The sequence below is a fragment of the Henriciella marina DSM 19595 genome, assembly GCF_000376805.1.
Lineage (GTDB): Bacteria > Pseudomonadota > Alphaproteobacteria > Caulobacterales > Hyphomonadaceae > Henriciella > Henriciella marina.
This window is the reverse complement of record NZ_AQXT01000002.1, coordinates 483,257-501,671: the sequence shown is the minus strand read 5'-3', so window position 1 is coordinate 501,671 and position 18,415 is coordinate 483,257. Positions and strand designations below refer to the sequence as shown.

General features: G+C 61.1%; 19 protein-coding genes. 12 read left to right on the top strand and 7 right to left on the bottom strand.

Translation table 11 applies throughout. The annotated features are described in order from the left end of the window. Positions 1 to 36: 36 nt before the first annotated feature. Positions 37 to 984 (bottom strand): ACP S-malonyltransferase, encoded by a 948-nt coding sequence (gene fabD, locus F550_RS0102515; RefSeq protein WP_018146952.1) that lies wholly within the window; start codon positions 982 to 984, stop codon positions 37 to 39. 141 nt (positions 985 to 1,125) lie between these two features. On the opposite strand from fabD, the gene F550_RS0102510 reads away from it, so the two are divergent. From F550_RS0102510 to F550_RS0102475, 8 genes are all read left to right on the top strand, one after another. Further along, positions 1,126 to 1,947 carry an isocitrate lyase/PEP mutase family protein gene (locus F550_RS0102510; protein ID WP_018146951.1) on the top strand — a complete coding sequence of 274 codons (822 nt, stop codon included), beginning with the start codon at positions 1,126 to 1,128 and terminating at the stop codon, positions 1,945 to 1,947. A gap of 167 nt (positions 1,948 to 2,114) precedes the next feature. Next, on the top strand, positions 2,115 to 2,459 hold the full coding sequence (gene rpsF / locus F550_RS0102505; RefSeq protein ID WP_018146950.1) for a 30S ribosomal protein S6: 345 nt from the start codon (positions 2,115 to 2,117) through the stop codon (positions 2,457 to 2,459). Between the two features lie 11 nt (positions 2,460 to 2,470). After that, entirely contained in the window at positions 2,471 to 2,743 is a 273-nt protein-coding gene (gene rpsR / locus F550_RS0102500) for a 30S ribosomal protein S18 (RefSeq protein WP_018146949.1), read from the top strand. A 13-nt stretch (positions 2,744 to 2,756) separates the two neighbouring features. Continuing rightward, complete coding sequence (gene rplI, locus F550_RS0102495; protein WP_018146948.1) at positions 2,757 to 3,350, top strand: 50S ribosomal protein L9; 594 nt, start codon at positions 2,757 to 2,759, stop codon at positions 3,348 to 3,350. 207 nt (positions 3,351 to 3,557) lie between these two features. Continuing rightward, complete coding sequence (locus tag F550_RS0102490; RefSeq protein ID WP_018146947.1) at positions 3,558 to 5,045, top strand: replicative DNA helicase; 1,488 nt, start codon at positions 3,558 to 3,560, stop codon at positions 5,043 to 5,045. A gap of 42 nt (positions 5,046 to 5,087) precedes the next feature. Next, complete coding sequence (gene alr, locus F550_RS0102485; RefSeq protein WP_018146946.1) at positions 5,088 to 6,149, top strand: alanine racemase; 1,062 nt, start codon at positions 5,088 to 5,090, stop codon at positions 6,147 to 6,149. Beyond that, positions 6,127 to 6,942 carry an MlaE family ABC transporter permease gene (locus F550_RS0102480; RefSeq protein WP_018146945.1) on the top strand — a complete coding sequence of 272 codons (816 nt, stop codon included), beginning with the start codon at positions 6,127 to 6,129 and terminating at the stop codon, positions 6,940 to 6,942. The genes alr and F550_RS0102480 overlap by 23 nt, the downstream gene beginning before the upstream one ends. Next, the gene (locus F550_RS0102475; RefSeq protein ID WP_018146944.1) at positions 6,942 to 7,706 is read left to right on the top strand and encodes an ABC transporter ATP-binding protein; all 765 of its coding nucleotides are present in this window, start codon (positions 6,942 to 6,944) and stop codon (positions 7,704 to 7,706) included. Before F550_RS0102480 ends, F550_RS0102475 begins: the two co-directional genes overlap by 1 nt. Positions 7,707 to 7,720: 14 nt before the next feature. On the opposite strand, the gene F550_RS0102470 is transcribed toward F550_RS0102475, so the two are convergent. Continuing rightward, positions 7,721 to 8,917, bottom strand: a complete 1,197-nt coding sequence (locus F550_RS0102470; RefSeq protein WP_018146943.1) for a TIGR03862 family flavoprotein — start codon at positions 8,915 to 8,917, stop codon at positions 7,721 to 7,723. A 120-nt stretch (positions 8,918 to 9,037) separates the two neighbouring features. After that, the gene (locus tag F550_RS0102465; RefSeq protein WP_018146942.1) at positions 9,038 to 9,367 is read right to left on the bottom strand and encodes a UrcA family protein; all 330 of its coding nucleotides are present in this window, start codon (positions 9,365 to 9,367) and stop codon (positions 9,038 to 9,040) included. Between the two features lie 162 nt (positions 9,368 to 9,529). On the opposite strand from F550_RS0102465, the gene radA reads away from it, so the two are divergent. Genes radA through F550_RS0102445 form a run of 4 tightly spaced genes read left to right on the top strand, consistent with a single transcriptional unit; the run spans position 9,530 to position 13,648 of the window. After that, positions 9,530 to 10,906, top strand: coding sequence for a DNA repair protein RadA (radA, locus tag F550_RS0102460; RefSeq protein WP_018146941.1), 1,377 nt, complete (start codon positions 9,530 to 9,532; stop codon positions 10,904 to 10,906). Then, on the top strand, positions 10,903 to 11,427 hold the full coding sequence (locus tag F550_RS0102455; protein ID WP_156807800.1) for a CvpA family protein: 525 nt from the start codon (positions 10,903 to 10,905) through the stop codon (positions 11,425 to 11,427). The genes radA and F550_RS0102455 overlap by 4 nt, the downstream gene beginning before the upstream one ends. Positions 11,428 to 11,480: 53 nt before the next feature. Continuing rightward, positions 11,481 to 12,920: an amidophosphoribosyltransferase gene (gene purF, locus F550_RS0102450; protein ID WP_018146939.1), complete on the top strand. Its 1,440-nt coding sequence runs from the start codon at positions 11,481 to 11,483 to the stop codon at positions 12,918 to 12,920. 29 nt (positions 12,921 to 12,949) lie between these two features. Then, on the top strand, positions 12,950 to 13,648 hold the full coding sequence (locus F550_RS0102445) for an SDR family NAD(P)-dependent oxidoreductase (protein WP_018146938.1): 699 nt from the start codon (positions 12,950 to 12,952) through the stop codon (positions 13,646 to 13,648). 6 nt (positions 13,649 to 13,654) lie between these two features. Here the strand turns inward: F550_RS0102445 and der are convergent, their stop codons facing one another. The 4 genes from der to panB form a co-directional block, all read right to left on the bottom strand. Next, positions 13,655 to 15,235, bottom strand: a complete 1,581-nt coding sequence (gene der, locus F550_RS16625) for a ribosome biogenesis GTPase Der (RefSeq protein WP_018146937.1) — start codon at positions 15,233 to 15,235, stop codon at positions 13,655 to 13,657. A 57-nt stretch (positions 15,236 to 15,292) separates the two neighbouring features. Continuing rightward, positions 15,293 to 16,636 (bottom strand): outer membrane protein assembly factor BamB family protein, encoded by a 1,344-nt coding sequence (locus F550_RS0102435; RefSeq protein ID WP_018146936.1) that lies wholly within the window; start codon positions 16,634 to 16,636, stop codon positions 15,293 to 15,295. Beyond that, a complete protein-coding gene (locus F550_RS16620; protein ID WP_018146935.1) occupies positions 16,633 to 17,412 on the bottom strand; it encodes a hypothetical protein in 780 nt (259 codons plus the stop codon). The genes F550_RS0102435 and F550_RS16620 overlap by 4 nt, the downstream gene beginning before the upstream one ends. Positions 17,413 to 17,489: 77 nt before the next feature. Continuing rightward, entirely contained in the window at positions 17,490 to 18,347 is an 858-nt protein-coding gene (gene panB, locus F550_RS0102425) for a 3-methyl-2-oxobutanoate hydroxymethyltransferase (RefSeq protein WP_018146934.1), read from the bottom strand. Positions 18,348 to 18,415: the final 68 nt, after the last annotated feature.

Sequence of the window (18,415 nt, the reverse complement as noted above, 5' to 3'; positions counted from 1 at the left end):
GCTTCTGCCGTCTTCTCGGTTTCGACCCTTGTCGCCTTAGCCGAGGCGCTTAGCAACTGATTCTATGTCTTCGGGCGTCCCGAGCGTCAGGCCTTCGATCTCTTTTGCCGTGCGCCGGTTCATCACGCTAAGCACTTTGCCGGCGCCCGCCTCCACGGTCAGCTCGATCCCCTGCGAGACCATGAACTCGACACTTTCGCGCCAGCGCACCTGTCCGCAAACCTGCTCGATCAGATGCCCACGGATTTCTGCTGGATCAGACGTCGGCGCAGCGGTCACATTCGCAATCAATGGCACCACGGGTGCCTTGATCTCGATATCTGAAAGCGCCGACATCATCTCGTCGGCGGCCGGTTGCATCATCGAACAGTGGAACGGCGCGCTGACGGGGAGCATCATGGCTTTCTTGATGCCGACTTCGCCGGTCTTGGACGCTGCCAGTTCAACTGCCGCCTTCGAGCCGGAAATGACGATCTGACCCGGCGCATTGTCATTGGCGATCTCGCAGATACCGCCTTCGGCGCGGCCAAGCTCGCAAAGGGCCACCGCCTGTTCCGGCGTCGCGCCCAGGAGGGCTGCCATCGCACCCTCGCCTGCGGGCACCGCCGCCTGCATGGCATTGCCGCGAATACGCAGGATACGGGCCGCATCCGCAAGCTCAATCGCTCCGCTCGCTGCCAGTGCTGAATATTCTCCAAGGGAGTGGCCGGCGACGAAGGCTGCTTGGTCGAGGCTGACACCTTCAGACTGAAGCGCACGGATGGCCGCAAGGCTGACCGCCATCAAGGCTGGCTGGGTATTCGCCGTCAGCTTCAGCTCATCGTCAGTGCCTTCCCAGATCAGCCTGGAAAGATCCTGTTGAAGAGAGGCATCGACGATCTCGAACACCTCGCGCGCTGCTGGATACGCTTCGGCGAGGTCTTTGCCCATGCCGATAAACTGGCTGCCCTGTCCCGGAAAAATGAACGCGAACGTCGTCGTCATGCGGTCCTGCCCTTCTGGTGAATCTCGTTTCTATTTTGCGCATTGCGTAGAAGGCCGCCTAAAGATGCGCAAGTATCGGGTGGCGTTAGATTCTGCTTTGCGTCATGGGCTGAGATCCACAACTGACGAGGCCCGACCACGATGAACCAGCACCAGAAAGCCGGCGCTTTTCGCGCCCTACATGAGGAAGGCTGCTTCATCATGCCCAACCCCTGGGATGTCGGCTCAGCGCGGATCCTGCAGGGTTTGGGCTTCAAGGCCCTCGCCACGACCAGCGCCGGTTTCGCCAATTCCATTGGCCTGCAGGACTATGAGGTCACGCGCGACATGGTGCTGTCGCATGCGGCGGCGCTTTGCGAGGCGACCGACATACCCATCTCTGCTGATCTTGAAAACGGGTTTGGCGATGCCGCAGAAACCTGCGCCGAGACAATCGGACTTGCCGCCGATACAGGCCTTGTTGGGGGCTCGATTGAGGATTTCAGCACGGCGCTCGGCCAGCAATACGACCTCGAAAAAGCGCGCGACCGGGTTGCCGCAGCCGCGGAAGCCGCGAACGCCCTGCCTTTCCCCTTCACGCTCACGGCGCGCGCCGAGAACTTCTTCACAGGATTTCCGGATCTCGCTGACACGATTGCCCGCCTTCAGGCCTATCAGGAAGCGGGCGCCCATATTCTCTTCGCGCCAGGGCTGAGGTCGATAGACGACATTCGCACGGTCCTTTCCTCGATTGACCGGCCGCTCAACGTCCTCATGGGGCCGCGCGATGGCTTCGTTCCCGTTGCCGATCTTGCCGCGCTTGGCGTGCGCCGTATCAGTCTCGGTTCAAGCCTTTCAAATGCCGCGCACGGCGCGCTGATAAGGGCCGCGCAAGAACTTGTTGAGACCGGAACCTTCGAATTCACACGCGATGGCATCGGCGGCGACCGTGTTGCGGCCATTATGGACGCCGACAAGGCCTGATACGACTGGGCTTTGCGCCTTGATTTTGTCCACAGTCTGGGGTTTAAGCCCCCTCTTCACACGGGGTGCGGTCCCGATGTCCGGAATGAGCCGGATTTTCGGGGGCCATCGCCGGAACGTTTTCCCGCGTTCCTGCGCCGCGCTTCTCACCATCAGGGAATGAAACTATGGCACTATACGAACACGTGCTGATCTCACGTCCGGACATCTCGCCTGCACAGGTCGAGAGCCAGATCGAAGAGCTCGGCCAATGGCTGGAAAGCCAGGGCGCCAAGGTCGGCAAGACCGAATACTGGGGCCTGCGCAATCTCTCCTATCCAATCAACAAGCAGCGCAAGGGACACTACTCCCTGCTCAATATCGACGGCCCAGCTGCCGCCGTTCATGAGCTTGAGCGCCGTCATCGCATCTCGGACGATGTGATCCGCTACATGACCATCAAGGTCGATGAGCTGGAAGAAGAGCCGTCCGCGATGATGGGCCGTAAAGGCCGCAGCGACCGCAAGGATTAAGGAAGAGAGACATGTCTTCAGAAAACAACAAAGGTGATATCAACATCACCAACATCCCTGCCCGGCGCACATTCAACCGCCGTCGCAAGGTCGATCCGTTCTCGGGCGAAGGTGCTCCGGCGATCGACTACAAGGATGTGAAACTCCTGCAGCGCTATATCTCCGAGAAGGGCAAGATTGTCCCCTCGCGGATCACTGCAGTGAACGTCAAGAACCAGCGTAAGCTTGCCCGCGCCATCAAACGCGCCCGCATGCTCGCGCTTCTGCCATTCACCGTGAAGTAGGAGGACCAGACACATGGATATCATCCTTCTTGAACGCGTCGAAAATCTCGGCGAACTCGGTGAAGAAGTCACAGTGAAGAACGGCTTTGCCCGTAACTTCCTGCTGCCACGCGGCAAGGCACTGATCGCAAACGAAAAGAACCGTGCCCGCTTCGCTGCAGAGCGTGACCTCATCGAAAAGCGTAACGCTGACGCCCGCGAAGAAGCCAAGACGTCAGGCGAAAGCATGGACGGCACCGAACTGGTCCTGATCCGTCAGTCGTCCGACACTGGCAACCTCTACGGCTCCGTCTCGACCCGCGACATCGTCGATGGTCTTGCCGAACAGGGCTTCAAGGTCCGCCGCGGCCAGATCAAGCTCGACCAGCCAATCAAAACCGTTGGCATCTACGAAATGGACGTTCGCCTTCACGCTGAGGTCTCTATCGAGATCACTGTGAACGTTGCGCGTTCGATGGAAGAAGCTGAACGCCAGGCTGCAGGCGAGAATGTGATCAACACGATCCAGGCCGAACAGCAGGGCGCGAGCGCAGAACAAGCCGCTGAGCTTGCAGAAGCTTCCGCCGAGCGCGACGAAGAAACCCGCGAAGCGCCTGAAGAGGAATAGATCCTTCTCACGTTTTGCGAATTTAGATCAGGCCGCATCCTACGGGGTGCGGCCTTTTTCTGGCGCACATGCCCGCATGCGAATCGGGATATATCCACAGACCGCGCATCACCTGTGGACGGCGCCCGAAAGACTGTAAGTCAAGTCTGAAATATCGCGCCGCCCACCGATAAGGTTACCGACCTGTTAAGATGGAGGTGGTCTCCCATGAACGATATGTCCAATACACCGACAACGGTCGAGGCGCCGCATAACCTCTCTGCCGAAGCCGGTGTGCTAGGGGCCGTCCTCTATGACAACAATGCGTTCCAGCGCGTTGCCGACATCCTCCGCACCACCGATTTCTACTCCATCCCCCATCAGGAAATCTTCGGGGTTTGCGCCACCATGATCCAGGGCGGCCGCGTCGCCGATGGCATCACCCTGCGTGAGCATTTCGAGAAGGCCGACAAGCTGCAGGAGATTGGCGGGGCGTCATATCTGGCAGAACTCCTGGACTCCGCCGCCTTCGGCCCTGAGATCACAGACTATGCGCGCATGATCCGCGACTTCGCGATGCGCCGCGAGCTGATCGACATTGGTGCGACCGTCCAGCACCGCGCCTTCAAGCCAGCGCCTGAAGAAGACGGCGACAAACAGCTCGAGCTTGCAGAACGCCAGCTCTTCGACCTCGCCGACCGTGGCTCGTCGGGACGTGGCTTCCACTCCTTTTCCACTGCGCTCAAAGAATCGCTCGCCATGGCAGAGGCGGCATTCAAGCGGGATGGCAAGATTGCCGGCATCGCCTCGGAGCTTGATGACCTCGACACCATGCTTGGCGGGTTCCACAAGTCCGATCTCGTCATTCTGGCCGGTCGCCCCTCAATGGGTAAGACAACGCTCGCCACCAACATTGCCTTCAACGCCGCCCAGAAATGCCGACGCGAAGCACAGCCCGACGGCTCGAAGAAAACCGTGGAAGGCGCTGTAATTGCTTTCTTTTCGCTCGAGATGTCGTGCGAACAGCTCGCCACACGGATCATCGCCGACCGCACCGGACTCAACGCCCACCACATCCGTCAGGGTGATCTCGACGCCAGCGATTTCGAGAAGATCCGCCAGGCCACCGAAGAGCTTCAGAACCTGCCGCTCTATATCGATGACCAGGGCGGCATCTCGATCAGCCAGCTCGCTGCGCGTGCCCGCCGCCTGAAGCGCACCAGCGGCCTCGACATGGTCGTGATCGACTATTTGCAGCTCCTGACCTCCACCACCGGCAAGGCTAGCGACTCGCGCGTTCAGGAAATCACGCAGATCACCATGGGCCTCAAGGCGCTGGCAAAGGAGCTCAACGTTCCTGTCATCGCCCTCTCACAGCTCTCACGTCAGGTCGAGCAGCGCGAAGACAAACGTCCTCAGCTCTCCGACCTTCGCGAGTCCGGCTCCATCGAGCAGGATGCCGACGTCGTCATGTTCGTCTACCGCGAGTCCTATTACCTTGAGCGGACAGAGCCCCAGTCTGGCGGCGATGACCCCCAATCGGCAGAAAAATGGACCAAATGGCGCCAGCGCATGGACGAAGTGCTCGGCACCGCTGAGGTCATTATCGGCAAGCAGCGCCATGGTCCGATTGGCCGGGTCACGCTCGCCTTCGACGCCAACACCACCCGCTTCGGCAATCTAAAGCGCCAGCAACCGCAAGACGATTACGAGTAAAGATGCTTGCAGCGAGGCAGCGCAGCGGACTATGCCGCCTGAATGAGCCTCAGCCCGCAAGCCCTTATCCATACAGATAATATCGTCGCCAACTGGCGCACGATTGGCGCACTTGTACCGGGGGCCAGACCCGGCGCCGTGGTCAAGGCGAACGCCTATGGACATGGCGTCGGCCCCGTCGCGCTTGCCCTGCATGAGGCCGGCTGCCGCACCTTCTTTGTCGCCTATGTCGAGGAAGGCGCAGAACTTCGAGACATCGTCGGGCCAGATGCAATCATCATGGCATTCAACGGCGCTGAACCGGAAGATGCAGAGCTTGTTCGCGCCAGCAAGATCACCCCCGTCATCAATGCCCTGCCCGCGCTCAAGGGCTGGCTCGGGCTCAGCGACACGCCGGAATATGCGGTCCATATCGACACCGGCATGAACCGCCTAGGTGTACGGCTGGAAGATCTCGCGGCGCTGAAAAGCCTGACGGCCGCCAATCCGCCGGTCCACATCATGTCCCATCTGGTCGATTCAGATGACCGTTCGCGCGCGATCAACACACAGCAGCTTGAGCGTTTCACAGAGGCCGCATCCGGCTTTCCAGAGGCCCAAAAAAGTTTTGCCAATACAGGCGGCTGCTTCATGGGCGCCACCTATGGCTTCGATGTCGTTCGGCCAGGCATCGGCCTATATGGCGGCGGGCCGCCCACGCCCGAAGGTGTCACCCTCAAGCCGGGCATGACGCTCGAAGCGCCGATCCTGACAGTGCAGGCAGTCCAGCCCAGCGAAACGGTCGGCTACGGCGCGACCTACCAGGTCGAAACGCCCCGCATGCTGGCAACGGTGGCGCTGGGGTATGGCGACGGGTTTCCGCGCTCGGCCAGCAATAAGGGCGTGGCCTCGCTTGGTGGTATTCACTGCCCGATCGTCGGGCGCGTCTCCATGGACCTCATCACGATCGACGTGACGCAGGCACAAGACCTTGCAATGCCGGGAGCATTCGCCCAATTCATCGGAGCCGAGGTGCTGCTCGAAGAGCAGGCCGCACGCGCCGGCACAGTCGGCTATGAACTCGTAACAGGACTGGGCCATCGTGTCAGACGCATCTACGACTAAATCCGGCGGGTTTCCAAACCCGCTTGCCTGGACCGGCCGTGGCACGCTCGCCCTCTTTGCTGAGATCGGACGCCTCTCGATCTTTACGGGCCGCACGGCTCTCGCCGCGTTCACCCCGCCCTGGAACCTTGCCCAGCTCTGGAAACAGATCGTGGCAATCGGTTTTTACTCCCTGCCCGTCGTCGGTCTCTCTGCGGTCTTCATTGGCGCAGCGCTCGCCCTCAACATCTATACCGGCGGCAACCGGTTCGGCGCTGAGCAATTCGTGCCCAACATTGTTGTCCTCGGCATCACACGTGAACTTGGCGCCACGATTACCGGCCTGATGCTGGCTGGCCGCGTCACAGCGGGCATCGCCGCCGAGATTGGCGCCATGAAAGTGACCGAGCAGATCGACGCGCTGAAGACGCTCTCTGCCAATCCGTTCCGTTACTTGTATGCTCCGCGCTTCCTTGCTGCCGCGCTGACCCTGCCATTCCTGGTTCTAATCGCCGACATTATCGGCGTCATGGGCGGCTGGCTCGTCAGCGTCTACGCACTCGACTTCGACTCCACGACCTATCTGCGCAACACGGTCGATTTCCTGACAATGAATGATGTTGTCGTCGGCCTCATCAAGGCGGTTGTCTTCGGCATGGTGATTGCGCTGATGGGTTGTTATCAGGGCTCGAAATCATCAGCTGGCGCAACCGGTGTCGGGCGCGCCGCAACCCTTTCAATGGTTGGCGCCGCCGTGCTGGTGCTGGCATCCAACTACATCCTCTCCACTTTCTTCGTGCGGATCGGCATTTGATGGCGCAGCCCCTTCTCGAACTCAAAGGCGTCAAGAAGAGCTTTGGCTCGAATGATGTCCTGCGCGGGGTCGATATCGATGTCGCGCCCGGCCGCTCGCTCGTCGTGCTTGGCGGGTCTGGCTCGGGCAAGTCGGTCATGCTCAAGAACGCGCTTGGCCTGATGACACCCGATGCTGGAAAAATCCTGTTCGACGGCGAGGATGTCACGAATGACCAGGGCAAGGACCGCGAAGCGATGCGCGCACGCGTCGGCATGCTCTTCCAGTCCGGCGCGCTTTTTGATTCGCTCACCGTCTGGGAAAATGTCGCCTTCCGCCTGATCAATGCCGACAAGATGAAGCGCTCGGACGCGAAAGAGCGCGCGATAGCGACCCTCAAAAAGGTCCGTCTCGGCGCGTCTGTCGCTGATCTGACGCCCGCTGAAATCTCGGGCGGCATGCAAAAGCGCGTCGCCCTCGCCCGCGCCATCATCACCGAGCCGGACCTCATCTTCTTCGATGAGCCGACCACCGGCCTCGACCCGATCACCGCCGACGCAATCAACGACCTCATCATCGAACAGGTCAAAGCGCTTGGCGCGGCTGCCGTCACGATCACGCATGACATGGCCTCGGCCCGCAAGGTCGCTGACGAGATCGCCATGCTCTATGAGGGCAAGATCATCTGGCGCGGCCCGGCAGGTGAGATCGACCGTTCAGGTGATGACCGCGTCGACCAGTTCGTCCACGGACGCGCCGAAGGCCCGATCCAGCCTTCAATTTAGCCAGCCTGTAATTTTTAGAGGGAGCGCGCCGCAGCTTCTCCGGCTGCCCGGCCCATCGCAAGACACGCCGTCAGCAGATAGCCGCCCGTCGGCGCATCCCAGGCCACCATCTCGCCGGCACAATACGTTCCAGGGATCGCTTTCAGCATCAGCCGCTCATCCAGCGCGGCCCAAGACACCCCGCCGGCGGTGGAGATCGCGTCATCCAGCGGCGCCGTGGCATCAAGGGTCAGCGGCAATGCCTTCAGCAACACCGCCAGCGCAGCCGCGTCCCTCGGCGGTGCTCCCCGCGTTACCTCATTCACCAACGCGATTTTTGTCCTGTCGAGCCGCGCCGCCTTGCGCAGCCTGTTGGAGATGGAGTCTCTCTGGTTCGCCGCTGCCAGCCGGTCGGCCAGCGTCTCCTCAGTCACATCCGGCAGAAGGTCGACGCTCAGGACCGCCTGCCCCGTCTCGGCAATCTGACGTCTCAGATCAGCAGACAGCGGATAGATCGCCCCGCTCTCGATACCGCTGCGCGTGATCACCACATCGCCCTGCACCGTCTGCCCGCCTGCGGACAGCGCCACGCCTTTCAGTGGCGCGCCCTCATGGGCCGCCAGCAGCCGCGCCGACCAGTCTCTCTGGAGGCCGCAATTGGATGGCGCAAATGGTTCGATCTCGACACCCCGCGCCTCCAGCAGGCCGGCCCATTTTCCATCAGAGCCAAGCCTCGACCAGCTTGCGCCACCAAGCGCCAGAACCGTTGCATCGACGCCGATGCGTTGGACGCCCTCCGGCGTGTCAAACAAAAGCGCTTCGCCTTCCCATCCTTGCCAGCGTTGGCGCGTGTGCAGTTCCGCGCCGCCCTCACGCAGCCGGACGAGCCAGGCCCGGAGCAATGGTGACGCTTTCATCATGGTCGGAAAGATCCGTCCCGAGCTCCCCGTGAAGGTCTCGATCCCCAGGCCTCGCATCCAGCGCTCCACATCGACCGGACCGAACGCCTCTATCATCGCTGCCAGCCGCCCATCAGGCGCACCATAGCGAGACCTGAAAAGCTTCTCGTCCTCGGAATGGGAAATATTGAGGCCGCTCTTGCCAGCCATCAGGAATTTGCGCGCCGCGCTCGGCATTGCGTCATAGATCGACACGCGCGCGCCCTGCTCCAGTGCAGCTTCCGCCGCCATGAGGCCCGCTGGCCCTGCCCCGATGATCGCGATGTGTTTCACCCGGCCTTCTCTAGCGAGGCGTGCTTCGTCTTGCCAATCCAGCGGCCGCAGGGCTAGCCGCAAAAGCAAACGGCCGGTCCTTCTCGAACCGGCCGCTTATATTGGCTTATGTGCAGGCGATCAGCTTTCGGTCACCTTGTCAGCCTGGGCTACACGCTCGGCCTTCGGAAGGAGTGACGCCATGGCGTCCTTCTGGGCAGCTTCAACACAGATCGCAGTGGCGCGGCGAATAGCGATCGGCTGTGGGCCGCTGCGGGCAAGGCAAACATGTTCCGCTGCGCGCTTGATGCGGCTTTCTGCTTTGGCGTAACCCTCGGGCGTCGAGAGGTCGAGGCCGGAAATATCTGCTTCGACACTTTTCACGCCTTGGGCGCTTCCGGCGAAAGCCGGGGCTGCGAAACCTGCACAGACGGTGAGGGCGATTGCGGTGATAACGGTCTTGGTTTTCATTGTTATGGGTCCTTCTCTTTTATTTTTTGTTTGACCCTGTCCCTGTTCGACATTCTTAGCATAATTATTGATTATCGATAATTAAATTATCGTAATTCGATATGTCGCCCGTCCGCAAAACTTGCTTCACCCTCGCGCGCCAACAGGTTAGGTCTTTGTCCCATGGCCAAGTCGAACACCGTCTTTACCTGCCAGTCCTGCGGCGCCGTCCATCCCAAATGGTCTGGGCGCTGCGACGCGTGTGGGGAATGGAATACGCTGGTCGAGGAAACGACATCTGCCGCGCCTGGCGGTCTGGCTGCGCCAAAGTCGCTTTCCAAGAAGGCCGGCAGGGTCGAGTTCACTTCCCTCAATGCCATAGAAGAAGCGCCCACCCGCCATATGATTGGCGTTGATGAACTCGACCGCGTCTTCGGCGGCGGCATCGTTCCTTCGTCAGCGACGCTCATTGGCGGTGACCCGGGCATCGGCAAGTCGACGCTTCTCCTTCAGGTCGCCGCCCGCCTTGCCCGCAACGGCCTCTCGACCGTCTATGTTTCCGGCGAGGAAGCAGCTGCCCAGATACAGGACCGTGCCCGCCGCCTCAAAGTGGCAGAGAGCCCTGTCGAACTTGCAACCGAGACAGACCTTCGAAAGGTCCTCTCCTCTCTCAAAGCCGCGAAACCCGACTTCGTTGTCATAGATTCCATTCAGACCATGTGGTCCGACAGCCTTGAAGCAGCGCCCGGTTCGGTGGCGCAGGTCCGCGCCTGTTCGCAGGAACTTACCCGCTGGGCCAAGAAATCCGGCGCAGCCGTCATTCTGGTTGGACACGTGACAAAGGAAGGCCAGATCGCTGGGCCCCGCGTCGTCGAGCATATGGTCGACACCGTCTTCTATTTCGAAGGCGAGCGGGGCCACCAGTTCCGCATCCTGCGCGCGGTCAAGAACCGCTTCGGCCCGACCGATGAGATCGGCATCTTCGAGATGCACCAGTACGGCCTTGCCCCGGCCCGTGAGCCCTCAGCCCTCTTTCTGTCCAATGAGAATGAGCACGCAGGCGGCACCGCCGTCTTCGCCGCCATGGAAGGCTCCAGGCCTGTTCTTGCCGAAGTTCAGGCCCTCGTTGCGGCCTCATCCTATGGCACGCCGCGGCGCAGTATCGTCGGCTGGGATGCCAACCGGCTGGCCATGGTGCTGGCTGTTCTTGAGGCAAGGTGCGGTGTCTCACTGGCGGGCCGTGACGTCTATCTCTCGGTCGCTGGCGGCTACAGAATGGCAGAACCGGCCGGTGACCTTGCCGCAGCGGCAGCCCTCCTCACCTCGCTCGCCGACCGCCCAGCCCCTGAAAAATCGATCTTTTTTGGTGAAGTTGCCCTTTCCGGAGCGATCAGGCCAGTGGCCCGCATGGACCAGCGCCTGAAGGAAGCCCAGCGCCTCGGCTTCCAGAATGCCTTCGTTCCGGAAGGCAGCGCCGGATCATTTGAAGGGTTGACCGTAAAGCCTCTGTCACGCCTATCTGATCTGGTAGATTTAATAGGTCCGGATCCAGAACCATGATGGGCGCCCTCACAGCCTTCGACGCGATCGTGATCGTCCTGCTTATCCTGTCGACGGTCATGGCGTTCGCGCGCGGGTTCATGCGGGAGCTGGCAACCCTTGGTGCCTTCATCGCCGCACTGGCCGCAGCCTATTATGCGCGCCTCTTCCTGCGCGATACGGTCGTCCGCTTTCTGCCCGAAGATACGCCCGCCTGGCTGCCGGACCTTGTCCTCTTTCTGAGCTTCTTTCTGCTGGTCTACGTCATCGTCGCCTGGTTCGGTGCGAACCTGTCGAGATCCATTCAGGGCGTTGACGGCGTTGGCATTCTTGACCGGGTAACGGGCGCGGCGTTTGGCTTTGCGCGCGGCGCGGTGGTCCTGGTTTTCTTCGTCTTCCTGCTTCGCATGGCACTGGATCAGGACCGCATCCCGGAATGGATACGCACCGCGCAGACCTATCCTCTGCTGGAAAACGGCGCCGACTATGTCGAAGAGAGCGCACCAGCCCTCAGTCACAGTGCTGAAGCCAGCCAACCTTGACGAATCTTGCACCAGGGCATACCTCGCACTCGAACCAATGAGCCGAGGTGTCGATGATCTGGGACCATGATGACGACAAGCCTCGTGAAGAATGCGGCATTGTAGGCGTCTTCAATCATCCAGAGGCGTCGCTGCTCGTCGCCCTTGGCCTCCACGCCCTCCAGCATCGCGGTCAGGAAGCCTGTGGCATCGCCACCTATGACGGCGACAAGTTTCACAATGAACGCCATATGGGCCTCGTCGGCGACAATTTCGGCGGCGATCTGACGACCCGTCTGCCCGGCAGCGCGGCCATCGGCCACAACCGTTACTCCACCGCTGGCAAGCCAGCCCTTCGCAATATCCAGCCTATTTTTGCGGACCTTGCGAATACCGGCTTTGCCCTTGCTCACAATGGCAACATCACCAATGCCGTCAAACTCCGCCGGGAGCTGATCAACCGCGGCGCCATCTTCCAGTCGACAATGGACACTGAAGTCGTCCTGCAGCTCGTGGCCCGCTCTGACCGTGGCCTGATGCGCGATCGCTTCATGGAAGCCATGCAGGCGGTTGAGGGCGGGTACGCCTTCGTCGGCCTCACCAACAAGAAACTCATCGGCGCGCGTGATCCGATTGGTCTGCGCCCGCTTATTCTCGGCAGGATTGGCAAGGGCTGGGTTCTTGCGTCTGAGACGTGCGCGCTGGACATGATCGGCGCCGAATTTGTGCGCGAGATTGAGAATGGCGAAGTTGTCGTCATTTCCGAAGCGGGTGTGGAAAGCTATCGCGCCTATCCGGAGCGCCCTGAAAGCCCCTGCCTGTTTGAGTATGTCTACTTTGCCCGCCCCGACAGCATCGTGCAGGGCCGCAGCGTCTATCAGGTCCGCCGCCGCATGGGCCACCAGCTTGCGCGCGAAAACCCTGCTGATGTCGACGTGATCGTCCCGGTGCCGGATTCCGGCGTTCCGGCGGCGCTCGGCTTCTCGGAGCAGAGCGGCGTGCCTTTCCAGCTTGGCATCATCCGCAGCCACTATGTCGGCCGGACTTTCATTGAGCCGACACAGCTTGGCCGCCAGAAATCCATCTCCAAGAAGCATTCGCCCAACAGGTCCGTTCTGGAAGGCAAACGCGTCCTGCTCGTCGACGACTCTATCGTGCGCGGCAACACATCCAAGAAGATTGTCCAGATGGTCCGCGATGCCGGCGCCAAAGAGGTCCACCTTCGCTCGGCCAGCCCGCCTATCGTCAATCCTGACTTCTACGGCATCGACATGCCGACCAAGTCAGAGCTGCTCGCCTCGAACAACACGCTGGAGCAGATGCGCGACTTTCTGAACGTCGAGACGCTCGGATTCCTTTCCGTCGACGGGCTCTATGCGTCCATCGGCGTCAAGCGCAATATCGACATGCCGCAATTTTCCGACCATTGCTTCACCGGCTGCTACCCGACGCGCTTGGTGGATCAGACGCAGGAAGAAGGCGGCAAGGACAGACAGCTTTCGCTTCTGGACTAGCCGGCCCCTGACAGGCTACCCCGCCTTACATGGACAAGCGCATTACCCTCATCACCGGCGCCTCGCGCGGGATCGGCAAGGCTGCCGCGCTCGAGCTGGCGGGCCGTGGTCATCATATCGTCGCAACAGCGCGCTCAAAGCTCGCGCTGGAAAAGCTGGATGACGAGATCAGGTCCGCAGGCGGCTCGGCGAGCCTCATCCCGATGGATCTGAAGGACAAGACAGCCTTCGAAACCGTGGGCCAGGCGCTGGCTACCAAATTCGGCCGGATCGACGGTCTGCTTGGGAATGCAGGCGTGCTCGGCACGATCGGTCCGCTTCAGGCGGTAGGCCCGCGCAGCTTCGAAGAAACGATCGAAGTGAACCTCACCGCCAATTGGCGCCTCATCCGCGCCATGCATCCCCTCCTGCAGCGCTCTGAGAGCCCGCGAGCGGTCTTCGTGTCCTCGGGGGTCGTGCCACGTCCACGTGCATTCTGGGGCCCTTATCAGGCCTCCAAGGCGGGACTTGAAGGTTTGGTCATGGCCTGGGCCGATGAGAATGAGAAGATGGCGCTACGGGTCAATCTCTTCGACCCCGGCGCCACGCGCACCGGAATGCGCGCCGAAGCCATGCCAAGCGAAGACCCGATGACGCTTCCAACGCCGGAAGAGGTCGTCAAGAAACTCACGCCCCTGCTGGAGGAAAGCGAAACGCGGACAGCCCAGCGGATCAGCTTCAAAAGCTGACCGGACCTAGCTGCGCTTGTTGATGCTTCTGGTCTTGCCCTTGCCGCGGCCGCTCGTCTTCTTCTGGTTTTGCGGCTTGTACTTCTCGGCATAGGGGTTCGCCCCCTGACGCACGAACAGACGGATCGGGACGCCAGGCAGGTCAAACGCCTCACGGATCCCATTCACCAGAAAGCGCTTATACTGCTCCGGCATCTGCTCACCGCGCGAGGCGATCAGCACAAAGGTCGGCGGACGCGCCTTCATCTGCGCCATGTAGCGTGGCTTGATCCGCTTGCCATTGATTGATGGCGGCGGATGACGCTCGATCGTATAGCGAAGCCAGCGGTTAAGGTCGCCGGTTTTGACCCGCGCCGACCAGTCATCATAGACCTTGGCAACCGCGGGCATGAACCGCTCAACGCGTTTGCCCGTCAGGCCTGACAGCGTGACAACCGGCGCACCGCGCGCATTCGGCAACAGCACTTTCGCCATTTCCGACAGCTCGCGCATTTTCTGCGCGTGATTGTCCACAAGATCCCATTTGGAGATGACGAAGACCAGACCCCTGCCTTCGCGGACTGCAAGGTCAGCGATCTGCAGATCCTGTTTCTCGAACGCTTCATCAGCGTCCATGACCAGCGCAATAACATCGGCAAACTTGAGTGTACGGACCGTCTCGCCCGTCGACATCCGCTCCAGCTTCTCCTGAACGCGTGATTTGCGGCGAAGCCCTGCTGTATCGACCAGCTTTACCTTCCGGCCCTCATACATCCAGTCGACAGAGATGGAGTCGCGGGTGATCCCGGCTTCAGGCCCGGTCAGAAGACGCTGCTCGCCCAGCATCTGGTTGATCAACGTGGACTTGCCCGCATTCGGACGCCCGACAATGGCCAGCCGGATCGGCTTCTTGCGCGCTTCCTCGCGCGCGGCCAGCTGTGCCTCGGCCTCGGCGGCGTCATCGATACCTGCCGCTTCCAGCGCCGCCGTCAGCTCGTCTTCTGTCAGGTTAGGGTTGTCGACATCGATCTCTGCCATCAGGTCGAGCACTTCATCATTGAAGCCCTCGCCCTCTGCCGCGTCATCCTCTGTGAAGGCTGCTTCGAAAGCTTCCTCGCCAAGCGCGACACGGATCGCACCATATAGGTCACCCATGCCCTCGCCATGCGCACCCGACAGCCCGACAGGCTCGCCAAGGCCCAGCGACCAGGCTTCCGCCATGCCAATATCGCCCTGATTGCCTTCGGCCTTGTTGGCGGCCAGCACAATCGGCAGGTCAGCGCGGCGCAGCACATCTGCGAAACGCTCATCCATCGGCGTGACGCCATCGCGCGCATCGATCAGGAAAAGCGCAAGCTCTGCCTCACGGATCGCGATTTCAGTCTGCTGGCGCATACGAGATTCAAGCGAGTCGTCGGTGACATCCTCGAACCCGGCCGTGTCGATCAGGATCAGCGGCAAATCGGCAAGCCTGCCCGGCGCTTCCTTGCGGTCACGCGTCACGCCCGGCTGGTCATCGACCAGCGCGAGTTGTTTTCCGGCAAGCCGGTTGAACAGCGTCGACTTACCCACATTCGGGCGTCCGACGATGGCGATTTTCAACGGCATGCGCCGTCCTTTCGTGAAGCTTGGCCCTGATGGTTCAGGGACCCTGCTGGCAATATCCTAGCGGATGGCGACCAGCCGCGCATCGTCTGTCAGGATGAAGACCTTGTCGCCAACCGAAATCGGCTCGAGGTAGATCGGGTCATTCAGCTCAACCGAACCGACGCGTTCGCCGGTTTGCGGGGAAAGCGCGATGACCGAGCCGCGCGATGAGGCCACGAGCAGCCGGTTCGATGCCATCAGAGGCCCAGCATAGGCGATACGCCCACGCTGCTTTTCCTGACGCTCGAACTCGCGAAGCTGGTTCACCCAGTAAACCTGTCCGCTGCCGGCATTGATCGCGGCGACTTTGCCGTCAGTGCCTGACACGAAGATGTACTGACCGATCAGTGTTGGCGCAGATGTCGACCCGATCGGCTGTACCCAGACCCGGTCGCCGGTGCGCCCATCGATGGCCGCCATCACACCTGACTGGTTCGCCGCATAGACAAGGCCGCTGCCGACGATTGGACGCGAGGCAATATCATTGATCGAGGAGATCGGCGTGAAACGGCCCGGGCGCGACAATGCCTCGGTCCAGAGGCGGCGGCCATTGGCGGCCAGATACGCAATGATCTCACCGGATGAGTAAGGCGCGATCACAATGTCCTCGACCGCAGCCGGGCTGGAGGAACCAAGAACGCGCGCCGATTCTGCGATCGCCTGATCGGACCAGAGGACCCGTCCATCATTCAGGTCCAGCGCGTAGATCTCATTATTATTCGAAGAGACAAAGATACGCCCGTCAGAGATGGTCGGCGCACCCGTCATCGGCGCTTCCATGTCACGGCGCCAGATTTCGCTGCCCGTTTCGGCATCAAGTGCGCTGACAAAGCCATAGCCGCTGGCAACGATCAAGCGGCCTGCCGAATAGGCAAGGCCTGCGCCAATGCCGCGCTTGTCACGGCTATTGCCGGATTTAAGCTCGCGCTGCCAGATACGGCCACCATTCGAAAGACCGAAAGCGCGCACGGTCTGGTCCGCATCGACAACAAAGATTGCCGTTTCGCTCGCCACAGGCGGAGTGGTCAGCGCGCCATTGCGATTGGTGCCCTTCCCGGCATTGACCGACCAAGCAATCTCAAGCGCTGAGGCGGCCGCCACATGCCCGGCAGATTTTGTCGGACGCGAGCCAGCCTCAGGCCAGCTTGCCAGCGCGCGTGCCGGCGGCAGGGGAATTGTCTGTGTTGCCAGATCGGGGTCGGCCTCGATCGATTCATCGCCGAGGACCATTTCAATACGTCCCTCGCGCTCTTCAGCGGTCAGGCGCTGCTCTTCAGCGCGCAGACCCTGCACATAGGAACAGGCTGACAGGCTCAGGATGAGCCCGCCAAAAACAACGACACGAACGGGGTTTTTGATCATTCTGGCTGGTCTCCATCGCTGGACCCGGCCGCGCCGGAGTCCGGAATCTCTTCAGTCTGGGCCGATTCGCCGGTCATCTCGTCAGCCGTCGCGGCGCCATCTTCAGACGGCGCGTCCCCAGCGGCTGCATCGGTTGCTGGCGCAGCTGGCAGCGCCGCCAATGCGCGTACAGACCGTTGCGTCACACCATCAGGCACGTTCGCCAGAAAGCGCAGCTCATTGAACACCTGGCGCGCATATTCGGTGTCGCCTTCCTGGGCGGCCTTAGCAGCGACAAGCTCAAGCGCCAGAGCGCCGAACTGACTTTCCTCGTCCAGCAGCGAGCCGAGATAGGTCTCAAGCTCTGCGCGGCTTGCAGTCTCCGATTTCAGATAAGCCGCCTTCATAAGCGACAACTTGCCAATCGGTGTGTCTGCATTTGCCGCCATCTCCAGCGCCGTAATCGCCGCTTCCGTGTCGGCATTCCCCGTCAGACGAGTCTGCGCCAGAAAATTTGCCGCCAGTGGAGAAATCTCGGTGTCGGAACGCGCCAGCGTGTCAAACTCGTCCGCGGCTAAGTCAAAGGTTCCGGCGCTGAGAGCACTGTCGGCGCTTTCGAAGGCAACCGATTGCTCCTCGAGCGTTTGCGCGCGCTGGCTCTGCATATACTCGTTCAGGGCTACGCCGCCAATCAGCAAAGCTGCGGCGATATAGGCGAAAACGCCGTATTTCTTCCAGAGTCGGGCGGCCCGTTCCTGACGGAGGCCTTCCTCAACTTCCTCAAAGATATCAGCCAATTGGCCTACTCCACTGAATAAAGGGCATCAATTCAGCGCGCACCCTAACCGCGCCGCCTGCCCCCGGCAACGCGCGATCACTGTTTGGGCCCCGGTTTGGACAGCTTGCCCGTACCCGGTTTAGTCAGCTTGTAGGTTTCCGCCTCGCCCGGAAAGCTGCGTGCACGCACATCGCGGGCATAGGCTTCAACCGATTTGGCAATCTCCGATTGCAGATTGCCATAGCGGCGCACGAATTTCGGCGTCCAGTCGAAGACACCGAGCATGTCGGGCGTCACAAGGATCTGGCCATCGCAAGTGGCCGACGCGCCGATACCGATTGTTGGGATGGAAAGCCCCTTGGTAATTTCGTCGGCAAGGTCCTCTGCAACACCCTCAATAACGATAGCAAAAGCGCCGGCATCCTCTGCAGCTTTCGCCTCGGCCATGACACGCTCGCGCTCGACATCATCGCGCCCCTGCGCCTTGAAACCGCCGACCACATTGATCGCCTGTGGCCGAAGCCCGACATGGCCCATCACCGGCACGCCGCGCTCGACAAGATGCTGGATCTGATCGGCGGCATACGTCCCGCTCTCGATCTTCACGGCCTGGCAGCCCGTTTCCTTCATGATGCGCGAGGCATTGAGAAAAGCCTGGTCAGCGCTCGTTTCGTAGGAACCAAACGGCATATCGACGACCACGAAGGCGCGCTCTGAACCGCGCATGACCGCTTGCCCGTGCAGGATCATCATCTCCATCGTCACGCCGACCGTCGAGCTCAGACCATGCACCACCATGCCGACGCTGTCGCCGACCAGGATAAGGTCGCAATACGGGTCCATGATGGCCGCTGTCGGTGCATCATAGGCGGTCAGGCAGACCAGCGGCTCACCGGTCTTGGCGGCAATGATATCGCGGACGGTTTTGCGTCTGACTTGAGATTGTGCGGACACGGGCGCGCATCCTCCATGCTGAGAGTTCTGGCGCGTCTCCTAACAGAGCCGGGCCAGCAGCGCCAAGC